Genomic DNA, 24993 nt, shown 5'->3' with positions numbered 1-24993 from the left:
TCGGCTACTTCACACCTTTGATGGGATACTGACGGTACCCGCGATCTCGCTAACAGCGTCCGCTTTCAGTCAGACTGATATCCTTCGGGTGCCTTCCTGCCCAACGCTCCGGCTGCACCACCACCGCAGATCGATCCTCATAAAACCATCGGTCACGGTTTCCTTCACAACTTTCGGCCCCGATTGATCCTACTCAATGCAAACGACGGCGGTATCTGGCTAGGTTTTTCCACACCTTGCGCAGGCGGACAGGGTCCGCGTCGTTCTGTCTCCTCACGACGCATGGTGAACGCTTGTTGCCGAACCCAATGATGGATTTAAATTAGCGACAGCTAACTGTAGTATCTTGAGAGGATATAGCCGGAGTTATATCGACATGCTGGTCAAAGATGTAATGACGACAAAGGTCGTCGGATTATCACCTGACCATAGCGTTCGGCATGCAGCCAAGCTGATGTCCGATCAGCACATAAGCGGCGCTCCTGTCGTTGACGACGGTGGGCGCTTGCTGGGCGTCATCAGCGAGGGCGATCTGATCCGCCGAACGGAACTGTCGAGTGGCGCATTCGTCCTGAAGGCGGACATGGGGGTTGGCGCCGATGATAGAGCGAACGCCTTCGTCAAGCGATGCGGCTGGAGAGTGGGTGACGTCATGACGCCCGATCCTGTAACAATTGACGAGGATGCCCCCCTTTCGCGTGTCGCCAGCCTCATGCAGGACCATGGCATCAAGCGCATTCCGGTTCTGCGGGACGGTAAACTGGTCGGCATCGTCAGCCGCGCCGACCTTCTGCAGGTAATCTACTCCGCAAAACCAGACGACACAGCAGCTGGAGACGAAGCCATTCGCCGCAGCATTCTCGTTCGGCTCGGTGAAAATACCGGCCTGGAAGGATTGGACGTGTCCGTCACGGTCGCTGACGGGATCGTGCATTTGTGGGGCAACGTCGAAACGGCGGCTTGCCGCAGGGCCGCGCGGATTCTGGCGGAGGGCGTCAACGGTGTCCACGGCGTGGTGGAGCATTTCCCGGAATCTCCTCCTCAATAGTGCCACAGCGCCGACATGAGACTGCCCCGGCCTTCATGAAAAAGGCCTCATGAGATTCAGCAATGTCATTTTGATTGGGAGACTCAGATGGTTTCGCCCGACACGGCAGTGATGAAAAAAACAGCCTCGGTAGCGTCGCATGGAAAAGCAACGCTCTCAGCCGAGGAACTCCGCCTGATGGATGCTTACTGGCGCGCATCGAACTATCTGTCAGTCGGGCAGATCTACCTGCTCGACAATCCCTTGCTCAAAAAACCCCTCGCACGCGCGCACATCAAGCCGCGGCTGCTCGGCCATTGGGGAACTTCGCCGGGCCTGAACATGCTCTATGTGCACCTTAACAGGGTAATCAAGCGCGACGATCTCAACATGATTTATGTAATCGGCCCCGGCCACGGTGGACCGTCGCTCGTTGCACATGCCTATCTGGAGGGAACCTACAGCGAATTCTACCCGAATATTGGCCAGGACGAGGAGGGCATGAAACGGCTTTTCAAGCAGTTCAGCTTTCCCGGCGGCATCCCGAGCCACGTCGCTCCCGAAACACCGGGGAGCATCCATGAAGGTGGCGAGCTCGGCTATGCACTCAGCCACGCCTATGGCGCAGCCTTCGACAATCCCGATCTGATCGTCGCCTGTGTCGTCGGTGACGGGGAAGCCGAAACCGGCCCCCTCGCCACGGGATGGCATGGCAACAAGTTTCTCAATCCCGCTCGCGACGGATGCGTTCTGCCGATCCTGCATCTCAATGGCTACAAGATCGCCAATCCCTGTTTCCTTGCCCGTATTCCCAGGGAGGAGTTGGAGAAGTTTTTCGAGGGCATGGGATATGCGCCTCTCTTCGTCGAAGGCCATGAGCCCGATCAGGTGCAGCAGCAGCTTGCCGGAGCCATGGACACCGCCGTCGCGACGATCAAGACGATCTGGGCGGAAGCGCGGGACAAGGGGAATGTTACCCGTCCGGCTTGGCCGATGATCGTCTTCCGCACACCGAAGGGCTGGACCTGCCCGTCGGAAATCGACGGCAAGAAATGCGAAGACTATTGGCGCTCGCACCAGGTTCCGATGGGCGATATGGACAAACCGGACCATATCAAGGTGCTTCAACACTGGATGAAGACCTACAGACCCGAAGAACTTTTCGACGGCGACGGAACGCTGCGGGCTGAATTGGCTGCCCTGGCACCGACGGGACATCGCCGGATGAGCGACAATCCGCACGCAAACGGTGGTTTGTTATTACGCGATCTGAAGATGCCGGATTTCCGCGATTATGCCGTCTCGGTGCCCAAGCCCGGATCGGTGACCGCAGAATCCGCTCGCGTCATGGGCAAGTTCCTGCGCGACGTGATGAAGCTGAACCTTCGCAACAAGAACTTCCGGCTATTTAGCCCCGACGAGAACAATTCCAATCGTTGGCAGGACGTGCTGGAGGTCACCGATCGTTGCTATATGGCCGAGATCTATCCCGAGGACGACCACCTTTCCCCTAACGGCCGCATCATGGAGGTCTTAAGCGAGCATCAATGCCAGGGCTGGCTTGAAGGCTATCTGTTGACCGGGCGTCACGGCTTCTTCTCCTGCTACGAGGCGTTCATTCACATCATAGACTCGATGTTCAATCAGCACGCCAAGTGGCTGAAAGTGTGTAACCACATTTCCTGGCGGCGACCGATCGCCTCGCTGAACTACTTCCTGAGTTCGCATGTCTGGAGGCAGGATCACAATGGGTTTTCTCATCAGGATCCGGGCTTCATCGACCATGTGATCAACAAGAAGGCGGAGGTTATCCGGGTCTATCTTCCGCCGGACGCCAATACACTTCTATCCGTTACCGACCACTGTCTGCGCAGCCGCAACTATGTGAATGTGGTTGTGGCCGGCAAGCAGCCCGCGCCCCAATGGCTGACTATGGATGAGGCCATCAAACACTGTGCCGAAGGCCTCGGCATCTGGGAATGGGCCAGCAATGACCGAGGCTCGGAACCGGATGTGGTCATGGCCTGCTGTGGCGATGTGCCGACTCTGGAAACGCTCGCTGCCGTCCAGCTGATCCGAGAACACCTCCCCCAATTGAAGGTGCGGGTCATCAATATAGTCAATCTGATGAAGCTGCAGCCCTCAAGCGAACATCCCCATGGGCTTTCGGACCCTGACTTCGATGCGCTTTTCACAAAGGACAAGCCGATCATCTTCGCGTTCCACGGATATCCCTGGTTGATTCACCGGCTGACTTATCGACGGACCAACCATAAGAATCTGCATGTTCGAGGGTACAAGGAGGAAGGAACAACCACGACACCGTTCGACATGGTCGTTCTGAACCAGCTCGATCGCTTTCATCTCGTAGAAGACGTGATCGATCGGCTGCCGCAACTTGGCGCGCGCGCGGCCTACTTCAAGCAGGCGATCCGCGGCAGGCTGATCGAGCATCGCCAATATATCGAAGCGCACGGTGATGACATGCCGCAGATCAGCGGCTGGACATGGGGCGTCAAGAGTGCGGAGAAAGCGAAGGCTGCGACCTCCACAGAGGGAGACAATGCCTAGGCTACGCGTTGCGCGCAAACGATCATGCCGGCAGGCGTCCTATCGAGGCCGCCTCCAGATGCTCGACGAAACCATCTGATCTCCTCGGTTAACCTATCATGTCGGAGTTACTGTCCACCGATCCCGAACTGAACCGAATGCCGACGGAGGAGGATCTCGGTCGTCTTCAGTTCACGACATTGCTCTACTATCTGCATTGCACGAATCCGGATAACGGATTGGTTCGGGACAAGACACAGGCCGGCGCACCGGCAAGTATTGCTGCCGTCGGCATGGCGCTTGCCACCATTCCTGTCGTCGTGGAGCGCGGCATCGTCATTCGCGAGTTTGCCGCCAAGATCGCCCGGCGTCGACTGGAATTCCTGATGTCCTGCCACCAGGGACCGGAACCTGACGCGTCCGGCTACAAGGGCTTCTTCTACCATTTCCTGGACATTGAGACAGGACGACGGGTTTGGCAGTGCGAGTTGTCAACCATCGACTCGGCCTTCCTGTTCGCAGGTGCTTTGACCGTCGCGGCCTATTTTGACGCAGACACCGAAGACGAGGCAAAGGTTCGCGCACTCGCCAAATCGCTCTATGAGCGCGTGGACTGGAATTGGGCGCGTGACAACGGGGCTACCCTCACCCATGGCTGGCGGCCGGAAAACGGATTTATTCCCTATCGGTGGCGCGGCTATGACGAAGGTCTGCTTCTTTACATTCTCGGACTCGGCTCGCCCAGCCACCCGCTGCCGCCCGAGAGTTACAGGGCCTATACGGAGAGCTACGAATGGCGAAACATCTTTGGTCGCGAACTGCTCTATTCCGGCCCGCTCTTTACGCATCAGCTTTCGCATATGTGGATCGATTTTCGCGAAATTCGCGACACGTTCATGCGCGAGCATGACAGCGACTACTTCCGGAACAGCCGACACGCCACTTTCGTTCAGCAGGAATATGCAATCCGCAATCCGCTGAACTTCGAAGGCTACGGCGAACATTGCTGGGGTTTTACAGCAAGTGATGGACCCGGGTGGACAAAGCGAAACGTGGACGGCATCGACAGGGAATTCTTCGACTACGCTGCGCGTGGCGCACCCTATGGACCGGATGACGGAACCGTATCTCCGTGGGTCGTGGTCGCCTCGCTGCCATTCGCTCCGGAAATCGTTGTCCCAACCGTGCGAAACTTTGCTCGAATGCAGCTTGGCATGACGCGCCTCTATGGATTCAGACCATCGTTCAATCAGACATATACGATGGAAGACAAGGATGAAGGATGGTGGGTCAGCCCCTACCATTTCGGCATCGACCAAGGGCCTGTCGTCCTGATGATCGAGAATTACCGAACCGCCTTGCTGTGGAATATCATGCGTAACTGCGAGCCGATCGTAATCGGATTGAGACGAGCGGGATTTTCAGGCGGCTGGTTGTGACGGCGCTCGCGAGCTCAGCTGTTCAACCTCCGCCACCGGCTCTGATCCGATGGCTCGATGAAGGACGAGTTGATCATGAACAAGGTATCGCCCAGCCCCTGGAATAGTCACTCCTTCCGATTTTGGTCGATCCACTTCCAAGAGCCGTCCGAACGATATTCGAGAACGGCATCATAGGCTGCGCGTGGATCACCCGGTTCGGCGAAGTTGACGCACGCAATCCCTCGTTCCGCCAGGAGCCCGACGATGTCGGGCAGAAGTTCGTGGCCGAAGACGGCATCGGCCTTCTCAGCAGAATATAGGATGGAGCTGTGATAATCGCGCTTGCAAGTGCAACGAGCCTTTGTTCGCGTGGTGACAGCAAAGTGGACCAGTCTTGCTCGCTGTCTAGGTCGCCGGGTGTGAGAGGATGCGCCAAGCCCAACTTTTTCAACAGAGCGAGGATTTTTTCATCTGTTTTCTCCATCGAGCGATTTTGCAATGCCAGGATCTGGCGCAGGGTTCCTGGGCCGGGCGACGGAGAATGATGCGCGAACGGATGAGCACAGCCTTCTCCGTGGCGATGGTGATACATCGCAGGCAGGGCTCCAAACGAGGCTCGACTCCTGGACAATCGGTCCTGCTTACCGCGCAACACATTGCGCATTGCGTTTATTTGCTATTTTCGCGGATCGAGTAGATCGCGCAGGCCATCGCCGAGAATGTTGAAGCCGAGCACGGTGACCATGATCGCGAGACCCGGAAAGAGCGACATGTAGATGTTGAGACCGAGATAGTTGCGGCCGTCGCTCATCATCGCACCCCATTCTGGTAGCGGCGGCTGCGCGCCGAGGCCGAGGAATGACAGGCTTGCGGCCGACAGGATGACGGTGCCTGCCGTCAGCGTCGACTGCACGATGATCGGGCCGATCGCGTTGCGCAGGATGTAATGCGTCATGATTCGATGGCGCGACACGCCGAGCGAGATCGCCGCCTCCACATAATCCATCGCCTTGAGGCCGAGCGTCAGGTTGCGGCTGAGCCGCGCGTAGACTGGGACCGAGAAGATCGCGATGGCGATCAGCAGGTTGACGAGACTGGTGCCGAGCACGCTGACGATCAGGATCGCGAGTACGATGCCCGGAAAGGCGAAGAGAATATCCATGCACCACATGATTGCCTGGTCGACATAGCGCCCCGTCATGCCCGAGACAATGCCAAGCGGCACGCCGACCATGATGGCAAGCCCGACGCTGAGAATGACCTCCAGCAGCGAAATGCGAGCGCCGTAGAGCACGCGGGCGAAAATGTCCCGGCCGTTATCGTCGGTGCCGAAGGGATGTTCCCAGGATGGTTCCAGCATGGTCGAAAGCAGATCCTGCGAATAAGGATCGGCCGAGGTGATGAGTGGCGCAAAGATCGCCATCAGCACAATGATGCCGATAAACCCGCCGCCGATGGTGATGCCCTTATGCGTCGCAAGCCAGCGCAAGGCGCGGCGCAAGCCGCTGTTGCCGGTCGAAACCTTTTCCGCTTCGCTCATTGCCATCAGTCGAACCTTATCTTCGGGTTGAGCGCGGCGATCGCCATTTCCGCCAGGAAATTCATGACGACGACACCCGTGACAGCGACGAGCGTCACACCCTGGATGACCGGATAGTCGCGATAGCGCACCGAATCGACGAGCAAGCGGCCGATGCCAGGCCAGTTGAAGACCGATTCGGTGACGACGGCGCCGCCGATCAGACTGCCGAAATTCAGCCCCACGATAGTGACGATCGGGATCAGCGCGTTTCGCAGCGCATGGCTCCAGTAGATCGAGCTGGGTGCCACACCCTTGGCTCGCGCCGTGCGGATATAATCCTGTGCCAGCACTTCGATCATGCTGGAGCGCGTCATGCGGGCGATGACAGCCATCGGCAGCACCGCGAGTGTGATCGACGGCAGGATGAAGCTCTTCCACGAGGTGGCGCCAAGAAGCGGCAACCAACCGAGGCTGACGGAGAACGTGTTCATCGCCATCAGCGCCAGCCAGAAATTGGCAATGGAAGCGCCGGCGATGGCAAGCAACATCACGGCCTGGTCCGGCCAGCCATGCCGGTAGATCGCGCCGATCATGCCGGCCGGCACGCCGATCGCAATCGCCAGCAGATAGGCGGTGATAGCAAGACCCAGCGTAAAGGGCATCCTCTCGGCGATTTCATCGACGACAGGCAGCTTCGACTTGAGGGACATGCCGAGATCGCCCCTGACGGCGCCATAGGCGAACGAACCATATTGTTCGGCAATGCTGCGATCGAGCCCCAGGCGGGCGCGCATATTATCGACCGCCTCCTGCGTGGCTTCGGGGCCGGCCATCATGCGGGCCGGATCGCCGGGAAGCGCGCGGATGGCGATGAAGATGAGCAGCGACACGCCGATCAGGATCAGCGGCAATGCGAGCAGCTTCTTGAGAATATAGGCTTTCATCGGACCGTCATTGTCAGTGAAGCAGGCGGACGGCGCATTGCGCGGCCCGCCCGGTTACGCATCAGTCCTTGGTGGCTTCCTTGACCACGACCTGGCCTCCCGGGATGACCCAGGCGCCCTTCACATTGTTGCGGGCGGCATAGAGATCCTGCGTCGTATAGAGGAGAACGTGCGGTGCCTGCTCGTTGACCTCCTTTTGGGCATCGACGTAGATCGCATTGCGCGCCGTCTCGTCCAGCGTCGAGGCTGCCTTGTCGATCAACTCATCGAGCTTCGGATCGTTGAAGAAGCCGAGATTGGCGCTGGCAGGCGAAGCACTTGCCGAATAATAGAGCGGACGGAACTGTAGGTCGGCGCCATTGACGCCCGAAGACCACGACGCGATCACCGAACCCGTATTGGCAGCCGCCTTGCCAGCCGGATCGGCAAAGGCCGCCTTCGCCCAGACGCCGCTTTCCATGCGCTGCACGTCAAGCTTCACGCCGGCCTTCGCCCACATGGCCTGCAGCAGTTCGCCGATGCGTCCCTCGGGCTCCTGCACGATGGTTGTCATCGAGAAGCCATCGGGATAGCCGGCATCGGCGAGCAGCTTCTTCGCCTTGTCGACGTCATAGGTGTAGGGCGCAAGCGTCTTGTCATAGCCGGGTGTGACCGGCGCCAACGGCGAATTTGCCGGCATAGCATTGCCCTGCATGATCGCCTTGACGAGACCGTCGCGGTCGGTCGCATAGTTCAGAGCCTGGCGCACGCGCGCATCGTCGAGCGGCTTCAGCTTGGTGTTGAGAGATACCCAGAACACGGCCGAACCGTCTGATTTGTTGACCTTCATGTCCGGATTTGCTGCGAGCTGCTTGGCAAAGGCCGCCGGCAGCGGGTTGACGATATCGGCATCACCCGTCTGCAGCGCCATGTTCATGACCGACGGCTCGGCCGTCCAGGTCCATTTGATCTCGTCGGCACCCTTCGGCGCGCCTCCCCACCAGTCGGTGTTCTTCGTTTCCAGCACATATTCGCCGGACTTGTATTCCTGCAGCTTATAGGGGCCGGTGCCGACGGCCTTGCTGCCGATCGTGCCGGCAGCATCCGCGGACGGGCTGACCATGAGGCAGGCGCCTGTGGTCAGCAGCGCTAGGAAGGCCGGGTAAGGCTTTTTGAGCTTGAATTGCACGGTCGAGGAATCGATGGCCGTAACGCTGTCGATAAAGGTGCGCAGACGACCGCTAGCGGCAAGGCCGCGCTTGGTGTCGAGATGGCGGGCGAAATTCTTCGCCACGGCATCTGCATCGAACGGCGTGCCGTCATGAAATTTCACGCCCGGGCGCAGCTTGAAGGTCCAGACGATGCCGGCGGCATCGCTCGACCATTCCATAGCGAGCGCCGGCTGCAGGCTCAAATCCTTGGCGCGGGAAAGCAGGCCCTCATACATCGGGTCCAGAACCGCGGCTGTAAACGTCGCCGTCTGATCACCCGGATCCATCGAGCGCGGCGCTTCTGTCTGCATGACCGTCAGCGTGGAAGCGAAGGCCGAAAACGGCGCAAACAGCGCTCCGGCAACAGCGCAGCTCAATGCGAAATGGCGAGTACTGATAAATCTCTTGCGAATGATTTCCATTGGTTCACCCTCTTGTTGATTCTTGAAACCGGCTCTCAGGTCGGCTTTGATCAATTTTGTAATTTATTTGGGTTGATTGGTTCATTTTGTAAACTTATTGTCAAGGCAAAATAGCACGTCGGCAGATCGGGAATTTGTATGTTCAATTCGTCGCAGCGCGAGCTCCTGCGGGTCATAAGCGAGTCGGGCCCTTTAAGCCGGACCGATCTTGCTTCCGCGATCGGGCTCAGCAAAGCGGCGATGAGCGGCATTGCCCGCGAGCTTATCGATCGCGGCGTGCTGCACGAGACGGAGACCATCTACGGCCAGGGCCGGCCCTCCGTGCTGCTCGACCTGAAACCCGAATGCGCCTTCTTCATTGGCATCTCGCTTCTTGAAGATCCCGCTCCGATGATCCTCAGCGATCTCAACGGCAATATCATCGCCCGTCAGCAGTTGCCCCATTCCCGTGATCCCAAGGTCATCGCCAATGCCATCGCCTACGGCCTGCCGGAAATCCTGAAGGGCCACCCGCAGGCAAGCTCGAAGCTTGCCGGCATCGGCGTGGCGCTGTCCGGTTTCGTCGATGAAAGGCAGGCAACCTGCGTGCAGTCCACCCTGCTTGGCTGGCAAGATGTGCCGCTTGCCGAAATCATCCGCCACGCAAGCGGCGTCGATACCTTCATCGAAAACGACGCCAAGGCCGTCGCCGTCAGCGAGAAACTGTTCGGTATTGCCCGCGACACGCCGAATTTCTCGGTCGTTTCGCTGGGAGACGGCATCGGCTGTGCCCATTTCATCGACGGCAAGCTCTATCGCGGCAATCATGGCGGTGCGGGCGAAATCGCCCATGCGACGATCGAGCCCGGCGGTGCACCCTGCCGTTGCGGCAAACGCGGTTGCCTGGATACGATCGCCTCCATGAAAGCGATTAAGGAGATGGCCAGAGCCGCCGGCCTGAAATGCACCTCGCTGTCGGAACTGGAAGAGGAAGCATCGCACGGCACGGCCGAAGCGATTTCCATCATCCACAAGGCCGGCGCGGCTCTTGGCCTGGCGATCTCGCATCTGATTCAGATGAACGATCCGGGCATGATCCTCGTCACCCATGTCGAAGGTTCCTTCGAAGGCTTGTTCGGCACGGTCGTGCAGCAGGCGATCGAAGCCAATGTTCTTCCGCGTTATGCCGGCCAGACGCCGATCCGCACCCGTCGCGTCGATAGTGACGTCTGGGCGCGGGGCGCCGCCAGCATCGCCGCCCATAATTTCCTGATTGGTCCCAATTTAAGCTGAGGTTTCCCATGCGCATCGCCGTCGGTGGCATTCACATCGAATGCAGCACATACAATCCCGTCCTGAACGAGGAGAAGGATTTCCGGGTGGTGCGCGGCGAGGGACTGTTGGCAGCCCCCTATTTCGCCTTCCTTGGGGACTACGACGCCGAATTCCTGCCGACGATCCATGCTCGTGCCATTGCCGGCGGCCCGGTCGCGCGCCACACCTATGAGGCCTTCAAGACTGAGTTCCTGGAACGCTTGAAGCCCCTGCTGCCGCTCGACGGCCTCTATCTCGCCATGCACGGCGCCATGTATGTCGAGGGCATGGAGGATGCAGAAGGCGACTGGATCAGTTCTGCTCGCGCGCTTGTTGGCGATCACTGCACGGTTTCGGCCAGTTATGACCTGCATGGCAACGTCACCCAGCGCATCCTCGATGCGCTCGATATGTATTCCACCTATCGCACTGCGCCGCATATCGATGTCGAGGAGACCATGCGACGCTCGGTCTCCATGCTGGTGAAAAGCCTGAAGACCGGCGTGAAGCCCACCTTGCTCTGGGCGCCGATCCCCGCCGTCCTGCCGGGCGAACGCACCAGCACCGTCGATGAACCGGCAAAGAGCCTTTACGCCGAACTGCCCGGCATCGACGCGCTAGACGGCGTCTGGGATGCTTCGCTGATGGTCGGCTACGTCTGGGCTGACGAACCCCGCGCCACCGCTGCCGCCATCATGACCGGCACCGACCGCGCGGTGCTGGAGCGCGAGGCAAAGCGCCTGGCAAAGGCCTATTGGGACGTCCGTGAGGAATTCGTGTTCGGCTGCGAGACCGGCTCGATCGAGGAATGCGTCGCCAAGGCCATCGCTAGTCCCACCGGCCCCGTCGTGCTTGCCGAATCCGGTGACAACCCGACTGGCGGCGGCGTGGGCGACCGAGCCGACGTATTGGCCGAACTGATTGCGAAGGGCGCCACCGGTGTCGTCTTCGCCGGCATCGCCGATAAGGCGGCCACCGAGACCTGCTATGCTGTGGGCGTCGGTGCCGCTCTGGAGCTGACGGTCGGCGCCTCGCTCGATACCAAGGGCAGCAAGCCGGTGACGGGACGCTTCATGGTGAAGTTCCTGCACGAGACCGCTGACGCGGCCGACCGCCAGGCCGTTGTCTCGATCGATGGCATCGATCTGGTGCTCTCCGCCAAGCGCCGCCCCTATCACAACATCGCCGATTTTACCCGCCTCGGTCTTGATCCGCGCACGGCAAAGATCGTCGTCGTCAAGTCGGGTTATCTCTCGCCGGAACTCGCACCGATCGCCAATCCCAATCTCATGGCGCTCTCGGCCGGCGTCGTCGACCAGTTCGTCGAGCGCCTGCCGCGCCTGCGCAAAGAGCACCCGACCTATCCTTTCGACAAGGATTTCAGCTTCGAGCCGCAGGCTTTCCTTTCTGCGCGCTCCGCGAACCGCTGAGGCTTGAAAGACGAACCAATTGATTTTTGGTACCGCACGCTTGCCTGGCGTGCGGTTCTCGTCAAAACGTGCGCCTGCCTTTGGATCTGCCGCAAATCCATGCCATTCGACCAATAAACGGGCAGATATTTATTTGCACAAAAAAGCGCTTGACGATCTGCCGGATTTGGTTTGCATTGAACCAATATTAAATTGGTTCAGTCAATCATGGACGAAACGCAAGGCAATTCGAACTATGCGCTGGAGAAGCTGAGAGCTCTCCTCCAGTCGGATAGTCTCGATGCCGATGGCAAGCTGCCAACCGAGCGTACGCTCTCCGAAATCCTTGGCGTCAGTCGCCGCTCCATCCGGCGCGCGCTGGAAGTGCTGGAAGCCGAAGGCCGCATCTGGCGCCGGCAAGGCTCCGGCACCTTTGCTGGCAAGCGGCCGGACGGTTGGAGCAACCATGTCGATTCCATCATCGCCGACACCGATCTCATGGAAATCATGGAAGTGCGCCTGCGCGTCGAACCGCAGCTTGCACAGCTTGCGGCCATGCGCGCCAAGGCCGCCGACGTCGAGCGCATGTATGATCTGGTGAAAAAGATCTACGAAAGCACGGATGCCGACGGCCGCGAACTCTGGGATGGCGCGCTGCATCGCCAGATCGCCCAATGCGCCGGCAATACATTCTTCCTGACGATCTTCGACGTCATCAACCGAGTGCGCCAGGACGAAGCCTGGCAGACGATCCGCGAGCGCGCCCGCAGCGCCAGCCGCACGCGCGAAGTCACCCATGGCCAGCACACAGCCATCGTCGATGCTATCGCCGCCCGCGATCCGGGAAAAGCCGGCGAGGCCATGCGCCAGCATCTGCTGACGCTGCAGGAAAGCCTCATCCGCATCACCTCTCTCGACCACAGCGAAACGGAGGTCGAGAAGGAATCTACCTGAGCGGGGAAAAGCACGGCGGAGATAACCGCCGGCTCGACACGACAAACGTGAAACAAAAACATAACAGAGGAGAATGAAATGAAATTCGCCAGATTGCTGACCACAGCCACAGCGGCAGCGCTCTTTGCGCTTCCCGCTTTCGCGGTCGAACTGAAGATCGGCCTGCAGGACGATGCAGACGTGCTTGATCCCGCGCAGTCGCGCACCTTCGTCGGCCGCATCGTCTATACCGCAATGTGCGACAAGCTCGTCGACGTCTCGCCCGACCTGAAGATCGTGCCGCAGCTTGCGACGGAATGGAACTGGTCGGCCGACGGCAAGGCGCTCACCATGAAGCTTCGCCAGGGCGTGAAGTTCCAGGACGAAACGCCCTTCAATGCTGAAGCCGTCGTCACCACCATCGAGCGCAACATGACCCTGCCGGAATCGCGTCGCAAGAGCGAGCTGAGCTCCGTCCAGAAGGTCGAGGCGACGGGCGAGTATGAAGTCAAGTTCACGCTGAAGAGCCCCGACGTCACCCTGCTGGCCCAACTTTCCGACCGCGCGGGCATGATCGTCTCGCCGAAGGCCGCAAAGGAACTCGGCGCGAAGTTCGGCGACCATCCCGTCTGCGCAGGCCCCTTCAAATTCGTCGAACGCGTCCAGCAGGACCGTATCGTGCTCGAAAAGTTCCAGGACTACTGGAACAAGGACAATGTCTTCATCGACAAGCTTACCTATCTGCCGATCCCGGATTCGACCGTACGCCTCGCCAACCTGCGCTCCGGCGATCTCGACATGATCGAACGCCTGGCCGCAACCGACGCCGAGACGGTCAAGAGCGATCCGAACCTCGTCTACAAGGATGTCGTCAATACCGGTTGGCTCGGCATCTATGCCAATGTCGGCAATGGTGCGCGCGCCGACAACCCGCTGGGCAAGGACAAGCGTCTGCGCCAGGCCTTCTCGCTGGCAATCGACCGAGATGCTGCCATGCAGATCGTCTTCGAAGGCACCGGCGTTGCCGGCAACCAGCCCTTCCCGCCGAGCAGTCCGTGGTTCGACAAGGATGTCCCGGTTCAGGCTCGCGACGTCGAAAAGGCAAAGGCCCTCGTCAAGGCTGCAGGCTTCGACCGCGTGTCGGTCGAAATGCAGGTTCCGAACAGCCCGGTCACGATGCAGATGATGCAGATCATCCAGTCCATGGTTGCCGAGGCCGGTTTCGATGTCAGCCTGAAAGCGACGGAATTTGCGACCCTGCTCAATGAGCAGACCGCCGGCAACTACCAGCTCAGCCGCTCCGACTGGTCCGGCCGCGTCGATCCTGACGGCAATATCCAGCAGTTCGTCACCTGCGGCGCCGGCCTGAACGACAGCAAATATTGCAATGCTGACGTCGACAAGCTGCTGAACGAGGCTCGCCAGTCCCCTGACGATTCCGTGCGCAAGCAGAAATATGATGCTGCGACCGCAATCCTCAATGACGATTTGCCGATCATCTTCCTTGGCCACCAGTCGTGGATCTGGGCGCTGCACAAGAACATCACCGGCTTCGTTGCTTCGCCCGACGGCATGATCCGCCTCGTCGGCGTGAAGAAGGAAGGCTGATAGCCACACGCTTCAGGAACGCGGCGACCCTCGCCGCGTTCCGTTGATGGTATCGGAGCGCCCATGTACAGGTTTATTGCCAAGCGGCTGTTGGTCGCCATTCCAACTTTGCTGATCATTTCGGTCTTTGTCTTCTCGCTGCAGAAACTTCTACCAGGCGATCCGGTTCTGGCCATGGCCGGCGAAGAGCGCGATCCGCAGGTGTTGGAATTCCTGCGGGAAAAATATCACCTCAACGACCCCGTTCCTTACCAGTATTTCTACTGGCTGGGCTCGGCCCTGAAGGGCGATCTCGGCATTTCGCTGCGCACCAACCAGCCGGTTCTCGAACTGGTGGCCGAAAAACTGCCGGTCACCATCCAGCTCGCCATCATGTCGATGATCTTCGCCTTCGTGATTGGCGTGCCGATGGGCATTCTGGCGGCCGTCAAGAAGAACACGATCATCGATTATCTCGCCAACATCATCGCATTATCCGGCCTGTCGATCCCGAATTTCTGGCTCGGCATCATGCTGATCCTGCTGATCTCGGTGAATCTCGGCTGGTTGCCAGCTTCAGGCTACGAGCCCTTCTTCTCCAATCCGCTGCGCTCGATCCAAACCATGCTGATGCCCTCCTTCGTGCTCGGCAACGCGCTCGCCGCCACGTTGATGCGCCACACGCGTTCGGCAATGCTGAGCGTCTTGAGCGCCGACTACATCCGTACCGCCCGCGCCAAGGGACTTCCGGAAAGCTCCGTCGTGCTGGAACACAGCTTCCGCAACGCGGTTCTGCCGATCGTCACACTGACCGCTCTGCTTTTCGGCGAACTTCTCGCCGGCGCGGTCCTCACCGAGCAGATTTTCACCATTCCAGGCTTCGGAAAACTCATCGTCGATGCCGTCTTCAACCGCGATTATGCTGTCGTCCAGGGCGTCGTCATCTGCACGGCGATCGGCTTTATCCTGATGAACCTCGTAGCCGATGTGCTCTATGTCCTTCTCAATCCGCGCATGAGAGCTTCGCTATGACCGCAATCGATCAAGTCGCAGCCGCGCCCATCACGTCTGCAGAGCAGCGTTCGCCGAGCCGCGCCTGGCGCAAGCTGAAAGCCAACAAGGGTGCGCTCGTCGGCCTCACCATCATCGCCTTCTTCGCAATCCTTGCCATCATCGCGCCGCTCCTGCCGCTCCCCGATCCGAACGCCACGAGCTGGTCGACGATCCGCAAGGCGCCGTCAGCGGCCCATTGGCTCGGCACCGACGACATCGGCCGCGATATTCTCTCCCGCATGATCTGGGGCGCGCAGGCCTCGCTGATGGCCGGCGTCTTTTCCGTGGCGATCGCCGTTTTCGTCGGCGTGCCCTTCGGCCTGATCTCAGGCTATTTCGGCGGCTGGATCGACATGATCATCTCCCGCATCACCGAAGCCTTCCTGGCGATGCCTTTCCTGATCACCGCGATCGCACTTGCCGCCTTCCTCGGCCCGAGCCTCAGCAATGCGATGATCGCGATCGGCCTTTCGGCCATGCCTATCTTCGTGCGGCTGACGCGTGGCCAGGTACTGGCGGTCAAGACCGAAGAATATATCGAAGGCGCGCGTTCCATCGGTCTTCGCCATTTCAGCATCATCACCCGCTACATCCTGCCGAATGTTTTCGCGCCGATCCTCGTGCAGGCGACGCTGACGATAGCAACCGCCATCATCGCCGAAGCCAGCCTCTCCTTCCTCGGCCTCGGCCAGCAGCCGCCGGCGCCAAGCTGGGGCTCGATGCTGAACGTTGCCAAGAACTTCCTGAGCCAGGCGCCGTGGATGGCGATGTGGCCCGGCATTGCCATCTTCCTCGTTGTTATCGGTTTCAATCTCTTGGGCGACGGCCTGCGCGATGCGCTCGATCCGCGCGAAGCATGACTCTTCGAAAGGACATATGAAATGACCGCATTCACGACCCGCCCCGAAATTCTGGGCACATTCGGCGTCGTCACCTCAACGCACTGGATCGCTTCGGCCGTCGGCATGAGCATCCTGGAAAAGGGCGGCAACGCCTTCGATGCGGCGGTTGCTGCCGGCTTCACCCTGCAGATCCTCGAGCCGCACCTCGTCGGCCCCGGCGGCGACATGCCGGCGATCATCTATTCGAAGAAGAAGGACAAGGTCGAGGTCATCTGTGCTCAAGGCCCTGCCCCGGCAGGCGCGACTATCGAGCACTATACGTCCGAGGGCCTGAAGCTGATCCCCGGCGACGGCCTGCTTGCAACCGTCATTCCCGGCTCCTTCGACGGCTGGATGCTGATGCTGCGCGACTACGGCAGGCTGAGCGTGCGCGACGTGCTGGAGCCGGCAATCTATTACGCCGAAAAAGGCCATCCCATGCTGCCGCGCGTCTCCGCCACCATCACGGGTCTTGCCGAATTCTTCGAAAAGGAATGGCCGACCTCCTACGAGACCTGGGTGCCGGGCGGTTCAGTTCCCGAGCCACATTCCAACTTCAAGAACCCGGTTCTCGCCGAAACTTGGAAGCGTATCATTTCCGAAGCGGAAGCAAAGCAGGGCCGCGAGGCGCAGATCGAAGCGGCCCGCGACGCCTTTTATCGCGGCTTCGTTGCCGAAAAGATCGCAAACTATCTGAAGACGGCCGAAGTGATGGATGCAAGCGGCAGTCGCCACAAGGCGGTGCTGATGGCAGACGATATGGCGAACTGGTCGGCGACGATCGAGGAGCCGCTGACCTATGACTATCACGGCTGGACGGTCGCCAAGATCGGCCCCTGGGGCCAGGGTCCTGTCTTCCTGCAGACGCTGTCGCTCCTCAAGGATATGGACATCGCCTCGATGACGCCCGATGGCGCCGATTTCGTCCATACTGTCACCGAGGCCATGAAACTCGCCTTCGCCGACCGTGAAGTCTATTACGGCGATCCCGCCTTCGCCGATATACCGCTCGATCATCTTCTGTCGGACACCTACGCCGCCGCCCGCCGCAAGCTCATCACGGGCGAAGCCTCCTTCGATCTTCGCCCCGGCAAGGTGGCGGGTTTCGAGCAACAATATGATGTGACGATGGACATGCTCGGCGCCGATTCCCAGACCGGCGCCGTCTACGAGCCGACCATGGCGCATCTGACGGAAAAGCGCGGCGACACCGTCCACATCGACGTCATCGACCGTGAAGGCAACATGGTCTCGGTCACCCCCTCGGGCGGCTGGCTGCAGTCCTCGCCGATCGTTCCGGGCCTCGGCTTCTGCTTGAATTCGCGGGCCCAGATGTTCTGGCTGAAGCCCGGACTGCCAACGTCGCTTGCTCCTGGCAAGCGCCCCCGTACCACGCTCACGCCTTCGCTCGGCCTTTATGAAGGACGCCCGACGCTCGCCTTCGGCACGCCCGGCGGCGACCAGCAGGAACAGTGGCAGCTTTCCTTCTTCTTGCGGTATGTGCACCACAAGATGAACCTGCAGGCGGCAATCGACCAGCCGCTCTTCCACACCTCGCATTTCCCCGGCTCCTTCTATCCGCGCACGCGTGAACCGGGCGGCCTGATGGTGGAAGGCAATTTCAGCGCTGCCGTACTCGACAGTCTGCGTGCCCGCGGCCACAAGCTCACCGTCGCCGAGCCTTGGACCATCGGCCGCCTGACGGCAGCCCGCCGCGATGCCGACGGCCTGCTGCGTGCCGCCGCCACGCCGCGCCTCATGCAGGCCTATGCGATCGGGAGGTAGGTATGACCTGGTCCATCGTCGCCCGTGATCCTGAGACAGGCAATCTCGGCATTGCCGTCGCCACCCGCTTCTTTGCGGTCGGCGGGCTGGTGCCGCATATCCGCGGCGGCATCGGCGCAGTCGCGACGCAGGCTTTCGTAAGCCCGCTCTACGGTACGGATGGGCTCGCTTTGCTTGCCACCGGCAAGGCGCCGGATGAGATCATCACCGAACTGACCGCCCATGATGCCGGCCGAGACCAGCGCCAGCTTCACCTGATCGATGCGCGCGGCCGCAACGCCGCCTTCACCGGCGCCCAATGCATCGACTGGGCCGGTCATCTGATCGACGACAATGTTTCCGTCGCCGGCAATATGCTGGCCGGACCCAATGTCGTCGCAGAGACGCTTGCTACCTATAAGAAGGCGTTGGATAAGCCCTTCATCGAGCGCCTGCTCGAAGCCATGCAGGCTGGCGAAGATGCCGGCGGCGACAAGCGTGGCAAGCAGTCTGCCGCTCTCCTCGTCCACCGCGATCAGGATTATCCCTGGCTTAGCATCCGCGCGGACGATCATCCCGACCCGCTCGCCGAACTGCGCCGGCTCTTTGCGGTGGCGCAGGAGCGCTACATGCATGTCGCCGAAACGATGGCGACCAAAGCGAACCCGAACGGAATGATTGACAGGCGCGAGATCGATGAAAAGATCGCGGCGCTGGAAGCGGTGCGCATTGCGGAAGGACGGCCGTCGGCCTCCTTCGCCACGCCTTTGAAGACCTGAAGCCCCTCCGGAAGAAGAACCTGCTTCCGGCACAAAAGAATAAGGGAACGATATGAGTGATCAGCCTGCAGCATCCGTCTCTTCGGTTCTTTCCGTCCGGAATCTGACGACCTCCTTTCTATCTGACGGCGAATGGAGATCCGTCGTCCGCAACGTCTCCTTCGATGTCATGCCGGGGGAAACAGTCGCCATCGTCGGCGAGAGCGGGTCCGGCAAGAGCGTCACCTCGCTTTCCATCATGCGCCTGCTCGCCAAGGGCTCAAGCCGCGTCGAGGGCAGCATCACGCTCAATGGGCGCGATATCCTTTCCCTCTCCGACAAGGAGATGCGTTCCGTGCGCGGCAAGGATGCCGCCATGATCTTTCAGGAACCGATGACCAGCCTGAACCCGATCTTCACCATTGGCCGACAGATTTCCGAGGCACTCACCTGCCACGGCGATATCAGCAAGGCTGACGCGCGAGCCGAAACGATCCGCCTCCTGGAGAAGGTGCGCATTCCGAACGCCGCATCCCGCTTCGATGAATATCCGCACCAGTTTTCCGGCGGCATGCGCCAGCGCGTTATGATTGCCATGGCACTCGCATCAAGGCCGAAGCTTTTGATCGCCGACGAACCGACCACCGCGCTCGACGTCACCATCCAGGGCCAGATCCTTGATCTCATCAAGGTGCTGCAGGAAGAGGAAGGCATGTCCGTTCTCTTCATCACCCATGACATGGGCGTCGTCGCCGAGATCGCCGATCGCACTATCGTCATGTATCGCGGCGAAGCAGTCGAAACCGGCACGACAGACGATATATTCAATCGCGGCAAACATCCCTATACACGCGCCCTGCTCTCTGCCGTGCCGCGGCTCGGTTCGATGGATGGTCGCAAATGGCCGTTGCGTTTCCCGGTGATCGACACCGCGACCGGCGAACGCCGCGAGCCGGTAGAAGTGGCCGAAACCGTCGACCGCCGCAAGACGCCGATCCTCGAAGTGAAGAACCTCGTTACCCGCTTCGATATTCGCGGCGGTTTCCTCGGCCGCAAGACCGGCGCCATCCACGCCGTGGAGGATGTGTCCTTCGAACTCTTCCAGGGCGAGACGCTGTCGCTCGTCGGCGAATCCGGCTGTGGCAAATCCACCACCGGACGTTCGATCACACGCCTGGTGCAGCCGAACGCCGGCTCTGTCAGCCTTGACGGCTATGACGTGCTGAACCTCGACGCGATCAGCCTGCGTCAGATGCGCCGCAGCATCCAGATGATCTTCCAGGACCCCTTCGCCAGCCTCAATCCGCGCATGACGATAGGGGCTGCCGTCGCCGAACCCATTGTCGAACATGGTCTAGGCACCCGTCTTCAGGCCCGCGAAAAAGCCGCCGACCTGCTCGAACGCGTCGGCCTGAAGCCGGACATGATGAAGCGTTACCCGCATGAATTTTCCGGCGGCCAGCGCCAGCGCATCTGCATCGCCCGCGCTCTTGCGCTCGACCCGAAGGTGATCGTCGCAGATGAAAGCGTGTCCGCCCTCGACGTTTCGATCAAGGCGCAGGTCTGCAATCTGCTGATGGATCTGCAGCAGAGCCTCAACCTCGCCTTCCTTTTCATCTCCCACGACATGGCGGTGGTCGAACGCGTCAGCCACCGCGTTGCGGTCATGTATCTCGGCGAGATCGTCGAGATCGGCCCGCGCGAAGAGCTCTTCCGCAATCCGCAGCATCCCTACACCAGGAAGCTGATGGCGGCTGTTCCGGTGCCCGATCCCGCCCGCCGCGGCATCCGCCGCAACCTCGGCACCGACGAACTGAAAAGCCCCGTCCGCCCCGTGGGTTACGTGCCTCCGAAGCGTCAGTTCCGCGAGGTCGTAGCAGGCCATATGGTGCGGATGGAGGAAGCCGCCTGAGCTAGTCCAGGAGGCTCAACCGACAGTTTAAGGATGGTGGGTATTGCAAGGGATTAAACCACATCCCCGGGGGGTGCGGTTTAATCCCTTTTGCTGCATCGCTTATATCATTTATTCCAGATATTATTTCACTGGGAATTATTAACGCCAATCGGCGACGTTTGTGTTCTCTTATCCTTGCGAATCAAAAAGGTTTGATTTGCCTGGGGGCAGCCACCATGTTGAAGCATGGGGCGATAGAACAGTTGGGCAGGAGCACATGCTGCAACGGATTGAAGACATTGATGCCGCGCTAGTCGACAGGCTGCAGCATTCAGCGTTCAAATATTTCCTGAAATACTCCAATCCTGAAAACGGCCTTGTGCCGGATACGTCGATCCCCGGCGTGCCGGCGAGCATCGCCGCGGTCGGCTTCGGACTTTCCTCCTATCCCGTCGGCGTCGAGCGCGGCTGGATCAGCCGCGCGGAAGCTGCCGAACGCGTCTTCAACACGCTGCATTTTTTCGCCAACGCCAAGCAGGGCACGGAACGCCACGCGACCGGGCATCGCGGTTTCTTCTACCACTTCCTGCACGTGGATACCGGCAACCGCGCCTGGAACAGCGAGCTTTCGACCATCGATACTGCTCTGCTCGTCGCCGGTATCCTGACCGCCGCGCAATATTTCGACGGCGAGGATCAAACCGAGACCGAGATTCGCGCGCTCGCAAAATTCATCTATGAGCGCGTCGACTGGCGCTGGGCGCTGAACAAGGGCGATTGTATCTCGATGGGCTGGAAGCCCTCTTCGGGCTTTCTGCGCTGGCGCTACCATGGCTTCGATGAAGCGATCATTCTCTACACACTGGCGCTGGCATCACCGACCTACCCGATCCCGCAATCGAGTTATGACGCCTTCACGGCAAGCTATTCGTGGATGATTTTCAACGAGCAGCCCTATCTCTATGCCGGCCCGCTCTTCATCCATCTCTTCTCCCATGCCTGGATCGATTTCCGAGGCATCCAGGACAAGCCGATGGTCGAGCGGAACTGGGACTATTTCCGCAACACGCAGGTCGTCATCAACGTCCAGCGCGACTACGCGGAACGCAATCCCGGCCAGTTCGTCGGCTACAGCAAGGATATCTGGGGCTTCACGGCTTGCGATGGCCCGCCGCCGACGCGGCGCATGCGCGGTGGCCGCAGCCCGAAAGTACTGGGTTATGCCGCCCGCGGTGCTCCGCTCGGCCCCGATGACGGCACGATCGCGCCCTGGGCAGCGCTCGGCTGCCTGCCCTACGACCGGCAGGCTGCCCTGGACGGCACCAAGGCGCTGCTGACGACCTATCCGAACCTGCTCCTGGAAGGCGGCTTCCCTGGCGGCTTCAACCCGACAGTCCAGACCAAGCGGCCTGAGGGTTGGGTCGATGACCGAACCGTGGCCATAGACCAGGGCCTCCTCGTCATGACGGTCGAGAACGACCGCTCAGACTTCATCTGGAAGCTGATGCGCAAGTCGCCGGTCATCCGCCTCGGCCTCGAGCGCGCTGGCTTCACCGGCGGCTGGCTGGCCGGCGAAGAGCCGCAGGAGCTGGTTCTGAAGGCAGGCTGAACTTACCGCGAAAAGACATGCGCCTTGCCGGCGATATCGAGGCGAACGAGATCGCCCCGCGCCGGCAACGCCACGCTCGATGTCTTGATGAGGATCGGCGGCAGGGCGACAGCGGCAAGCGACACCGCCACCGTGCAGGTCGCGCCGCCGAATTCTACATCCACGACACGCCCGCCATATTTCGCGTTGTCCTCACCGACAACGACGCGGATCTGCTCCGGCCGCAGCATGATTTCCGCCTTGCCCTGATGGGCTCCCTCAACCGGCACGCTGCCGAGCGCACAATCGGCAAAACCATTCTTGATGATCGCCGGCAGCATCACCGCATCGCCAAGGAAAAGCGCCGTCTCGCGATCCCGCGGCTTGAGATAGAGCGTCTGCGGCGTGCCGGCCTGCACAAGCCTCCCCTCGCGCAATACCGCAACCTGATCGGCAAAGGACAGGGCCTCACCCTGATCGTGGGTCACGAGGACGGCGGTGATGCCGGCGGCCTGCAACACGCGGGCCACGGCCTTTCGCATGTTTTCGCGCAGCCCCGTATCCAGGGCCGAAAACGGCTCATCCAGCAGCATCAGGCGCGGCCGGCGGCCGAGCGCACGGGCAAGCGCCACACGCTGCTGCTGGCCGCCCGAAAGCTGGTGCGGGCGGCGATCCAGCATACTGTTTTCCAGCTCCACCATTTCCAGAAGGTCGCGAATTCGCTTTTCGCGATCCGGCGCGCCGCGCTCGAAACCGAAGCCGATATTTTCTGCGACACTTAGATGCGGAAAGAGCGCGCCATCCTGCGAGACGATGCCGATGCCGCGCTTGTGGGCGGGAACGCACGCCGGCCCGTCAGCGAGCACCTCACCATCGAGCGTTACCCGGCCGGCGTCAGGCTGTTCGAAGCCGGCAATGATGCGCAGCAGCGTCGTCTTGCCGGAACCGGAGGGACCGACAACCGCCGTACGGCTGCCCGCCTGCACTTCAAGCGAGATATCCTTCAGGGCCTGAACCGGCCCATAACGCTTGCTGATAGCGTCGATCGTAAGCAGCGTCATTGGCCGGCAGTCCGTTTCGATTGGGCATAGAGCATGAGGGTGAGTGGCAGCGACAGCACGACCATCATGAAGGCATAGGGTGCTGCAGAGACATAATCGATCTCGCTGGTCATCGACCAAAATTTCGTCGCCAGCGTATCGACGCCGTTTGGCGACAACATCAGCGTCGCCGTCAGTTCATTGGTGATGCCGAGTGCTGCGAGCGCCACGCTGGCGGCGGCCCCCGGCGCTGCGAGCCGCATGGTGATCTGGCGCACGGCCTGTCCCGGCGTGCGGCCAAGCCCCATTGCCGCCCGCTCCAGCTCGACAGGCGCCTGCGCAATGCTGGCGCGCAGGCCGACCATGGCGCGCGGCAGGAAGAGCAGTACATAGGCGACGAGCAGCGTTGCAAAGGTCTGGTAGAGCGGCAGGATGAGACGGACGGTGATCGAGACAAGCGCAAGCGCCACGACGACACCGGGCAGCGAACCGACATAATAGTGGCAGGCTTCGAGGATGCGCTGGAGGCGGCCCGGCGCGCGCACCGAGAGCCAGGCCATAGGGGCAGCAGCGATCGTCGTCAGCACGCCACCGGCGACGGCGAGAACGATCGTCTGTGCAAAGGCACTCGCCACCTCGATGCGCCAGATGCCGAGCCCGCCGAGATAGAGCCAACGCCCGAGCGTGATCAGCGGCACGCCGAGCGTCAGCGCTGCGAGGACGATCGGCAGCGCCACGGCGGGCACTACGAACCAGCCGAGCCGGCGACGGCCTGCCGGGCGCGCTGAGCCGGAGCCAACGCGTGCATATCGCTCATTGCCGCGCAGCAGGATCTCGAGGCCGAGCAGGAACAGGCAGCAGGCGACGAGCACGCCGCCGAGCATGTTGGAAGCCGGGCTGTTGTAGGAAGACTGGAACTGGTCGACGATCGCGGTTGCAAACGTGTCGAAGCGGATCATCACGAACAGACCGTATTCCGACAGCAGGTGCAGCGCGATCAGCAGCGAGCCGCCGCAGATGGCCAGGCGAAGCTGCGGCAGGACCGCGCGGAAGAAGACCCGCCACGGATCGAGGCCAAGCGAAGCAGCGGCATCCTCGATGGCCGGATCGAGCCGGCGCAGTGCCGCGGCAACCGGCAGATAGAGGAAGGGGTAATAGGCAAGCACCGAAACAAAGACGCCGCTCTGCAACCCGCGCATGCCTGGAAGCAGGCTGACCCAGGCATAGGAATGCACGAAGGCCGGCACGGCAAGCGGGGCAATAGCGAGCCACGCCCAGAGCCGTGCGAACGGGATATCCGTCCGCTCTGTCAGCCAGGCGAGTGTGACGGCAAGCGCGATAGACAGCGGAACGGTGATCGATTCCAAAAGAACCGTATTGATGAGAAGCTCGCCGACGCGCGGGCGAAAGACCAGCGTTTTTACCGTTTCCCAGCCGACATCATAGGTCACCCAGCCGATGAAGCCGAGCGGCACGAGGCTGAAGATCGCTACGATTGATGCGACGAGAACGACGGAAGCGTGCGGCATGCGCCAGCGCGGCAAAACCATTCGCGAGGCCCTTGGCGCCTCGTTGCTGGATGCGAGCAATCTATTGTCCTGCAGCAAGGCCGATGCCTTCACACGCTGAAAAAGGAAGGCAACCGCCTTTGAGGAGCGGTTGCCAGATTTCGTCATGCCCTAAGGTTTTCTTGAGCCAAAAGCAATAGTTTTGGCTG

18 protein-coding genes are annotated in these 24993 nt (G+C 60.7%); 13 read left to right on the top strand and 5 right to left on the bottom strand.

Features of this window, described 5'->3' with window-relative positions; genetic code table 11:
* Positions 1 to 376: 376 nt before the first annotated feature.
* The 3 genes from ACR9ZQ_RS26845 to ACR9ZQ_RS26835 all read left to right on the top strand — a co-directional run bounded on the left by ACR9ZQ_RS26845 (position 377) and on the right by ACR9ZQ_RS26835 (position 5016).
* Positions 377 to 1048, top strand: coding sequence for a CBS domain-containing protein (locus ACR9ZQ_RS26845; RefSeq protein ID WP_310385127.1), 672 nt, complete (start codon positions 377 to 379; stop codon positions 1046 to 1048).
* An 87-nt stretch (positions 1049 to 1135) separates the two neighbouring features.
* Positions 1136 to 3598 carry a phosphoketolase family protein gene (locus tag ACR9ZQ_RS26840; RefSeq protein ID WP_481429069.1) on the top strand — a complete coding sequence of 821 codons (2463 nt, stop codon included), beginning with the start codon at positions 1136 to 1138 and terminating at the stop codon, positions 3596 to 3598.
* A gap of 98 nt (positions 3599 to 3696) precedes the next feature.
* Positions 3697 to 5016, top strand: coding sequence for a glucoamylase family protein (locus ACR9ZQ_RS26835; protein ID WP_310385128.1), 1320 nt, complete (start codon positions 3697 to 3699; stop codon positions 5014 to 5016).
* A gap of 658 nt (positions 5017 to 5674) precedes the next feature.
* Here the strand turns inward: ACR9ZQ_RS26835 and ACR9ZQ_RS26830 are convergent.
* From ACR9ZQ_RS26830 to ACR9ZQ_RS26820, 3 genes are all read right to left on the bottom strand, one after another.
* Entirely contained in the window at positions 5675 to 6544 is an 870-nt protein-coding gene (locus tag ACR9ZQ_RS26830) for an ABC transporter permease (protein ID WP_310385130.1), read from the bottom strand.
* The gene (locus ACR9ZQ_RS26825; protein WP_113319798.1) at positions 6544 to 7464 is read right to left on the bottom strand and encodes an ABC transporter permease; all 921 of its coding nucleotides are present in this window, start codon (positions 7462 to 7464) and stop codon (positions 6544 to 6546) included. The genes ACR9ZQ_RS26830 and ACR9ZQ_RS26825 overlap by 1 nt, the downstream gene beginning before the upstream one ends.
* 61 nt (positions 7465 to 7525) lie before the next feature.
* Positions 7526 to 9076, bottom strand: a complete 1551-nt coding sequence (locus tag ACR9ZQ_RS26820) for an ABC transporter substrate-binding protein (protein ID WP_310385134.1) — start codon at positions 9074 to 9076, stop codon at positions 7526 to 7528.
* A 138-nt stretch (positions 9077 to 9214) separates the two neighbouring features.
* On the opposite strand from ACR9ZQ_RS26820, the gene ACR9ZQ_RS26815 reads away from it, so the two are divergent.
* From ACR9ZQ_RS26815 to ACR9ZQ_RS26770, 10 genes are all read left to right on the top strand, one after another.
* On the top strand, positions 9215 to 10348 hold the full coding sequence (locus tag ACR9ZQ_RS26815; RefSeq protein WP_310385136.1) for an ROK family transcriptional regulator: 1134 nt from the start codon (positions 9215 to 9217) through the stop codon (positions 10346 to 10348).
* 8 nt (positions 10349 to 10356) lie between these two features.
* Entirely contained in the window at positions 10357 to 11799 is a 1443-nt protein-coding gene (locus tag ACR9ZQ_RS26810) for a M81 family metallopeptidase (protein ID WP_310385138.1), read from the top strand.
* A gap of 207 nt (positions 11800 to 12006) precedes the next feature.
* Positions 12007 to 12732: a FadR/GntR family transcriptional regulator gene (locus ACR9ZQ_RS26805; RefSeq protein WP_310385140.1), complete on the top strand. Its 726-nt coding sequence runs from the start codon at positions 12007 to 12009 to the stop codon at positions 12730 to 12732.
* A 78-nt stretch (positions 12733 to 12810) separates the two neighbouring features.
* Positions 12811 to 14319, top strand: coding sequence for an ABC transporter substrate-binding protein (locus tag ACR9ZQ_RS26800; RefSeq protein ID WP_310385142.1), 1509 nt, complete (start codon positions 12811 to 12813; stop codon positions 14317 to 14319).
* 63 nt (positions 14320 to 14382) lie between these two features.
* Entirely contained in the window at positions 14383 to 15330 is a 948-nt protein-coding gene (locus ACR9ZQ_RS26795; protein ID WP_007814628.1) for an ABC transporter permease, read from the top strand.
* Positions 15327 to 16211 carry an ABC transporter permease gene (locus ACR9ZQ_RS26790; RefSeq protein WP_310385146.1) on the top strand — a complete coding sequence of 295 codons (885 nt, stop codon included), beginning with the start codon at positions 15327 to 15329 and terminating at the stop codon, positions 16209 to 16211. The genes ACR9ZQ_RS26795 and ACR9ZQ_RS26790 overlap by 4 nt, the downstream gene beginning before the upstream one ends.
* A gap of 21 nt (positions 16212 to 16232) precedes the next feature.
* The gene (locus tag ACR9ZQ_RS26785) at positions 16233 to 18017 is read left to right on the top strand and encodes a gamma-glutamyltransferase family protein (protein WP_310385148.1); all 1785 of its coding nucleotides are present in this window, start codon (positions 16233 to 16235) and stop codon (positions 18015 to 18017) included.
* A gap of 2 nt (positions 18018 to 18019) precedes the next feature.
* Complete coding sequence (locus ACR9ZQ_RS26780; protein WP_310385150.1) at positions 18020 to 18775, top strand: DUF1028 domain-containing protein; 756 nt, start codon at positions 18020 to 18022, stop codon at positions 18773 to 18775.
* Between the two features lie 52 nt (positions 18776 to 18827).
* Positions 18828 to 20666, top strand: coding sequence for an ABC transporter ATP-binding protein (locus ACR9ZQ_RS26775; protein WP_310385152.1), 1839 nt, complete (start codon positions 18828 to 18830; stop codon positions 20664 to 20666).
* A 259-nt stretch (positions 20667 to 20925) separates the two neighbouring features.
* Entirely contained in the window at positions 20926 to 22257 is a 1332-nt protein-coding gene (locus tag ACR9ZQ_RS26770; RefSeq protein ID WP_310385154.1) for a glucoamylase family protein, read from the top strand.
* Between the two features lie 2 nt (positions 22258 to 22259).
* On the opposite strand, the gene ACR9ZQ_RS26765 is transcribed toward ACR9ZQ_RS26770, so the two are convergent.
* Entirely contained in the window at positions 22260 to 23297 is a 1038-nt protein-coding gene (locus ACR9ZQ_RS26765) for an ABC transporter ATP-binding protein (RefSeq protein WP_310385156.1), read from the bottom strand.
* On the bottom strand, positions 23294 to 24952 hold the full coding sequence (locus ACR9ZQ_RS26760) for an ABC transporter permease (RefSeq protein ID WP_310385158.1): 1659 nt from the start codon (positions 24950 to 24952) through the stop codon (positions 23294 to 23296). Before ACR9ZQ_RS26760 ends, ACR9ZQ_RS26765 begins: the two co-directional genes overlap by 4 nt.
* Positions 24953 to 24993 lie beyond the last annotated feature (41 nt).

The sequence above is a fragment of the Rhizobium sp. KNZ14-9A genome (assembly GCF_056755015.1).
This window is presented reverse-complemented; position numbering and strand designations above follow the sequence as displayed.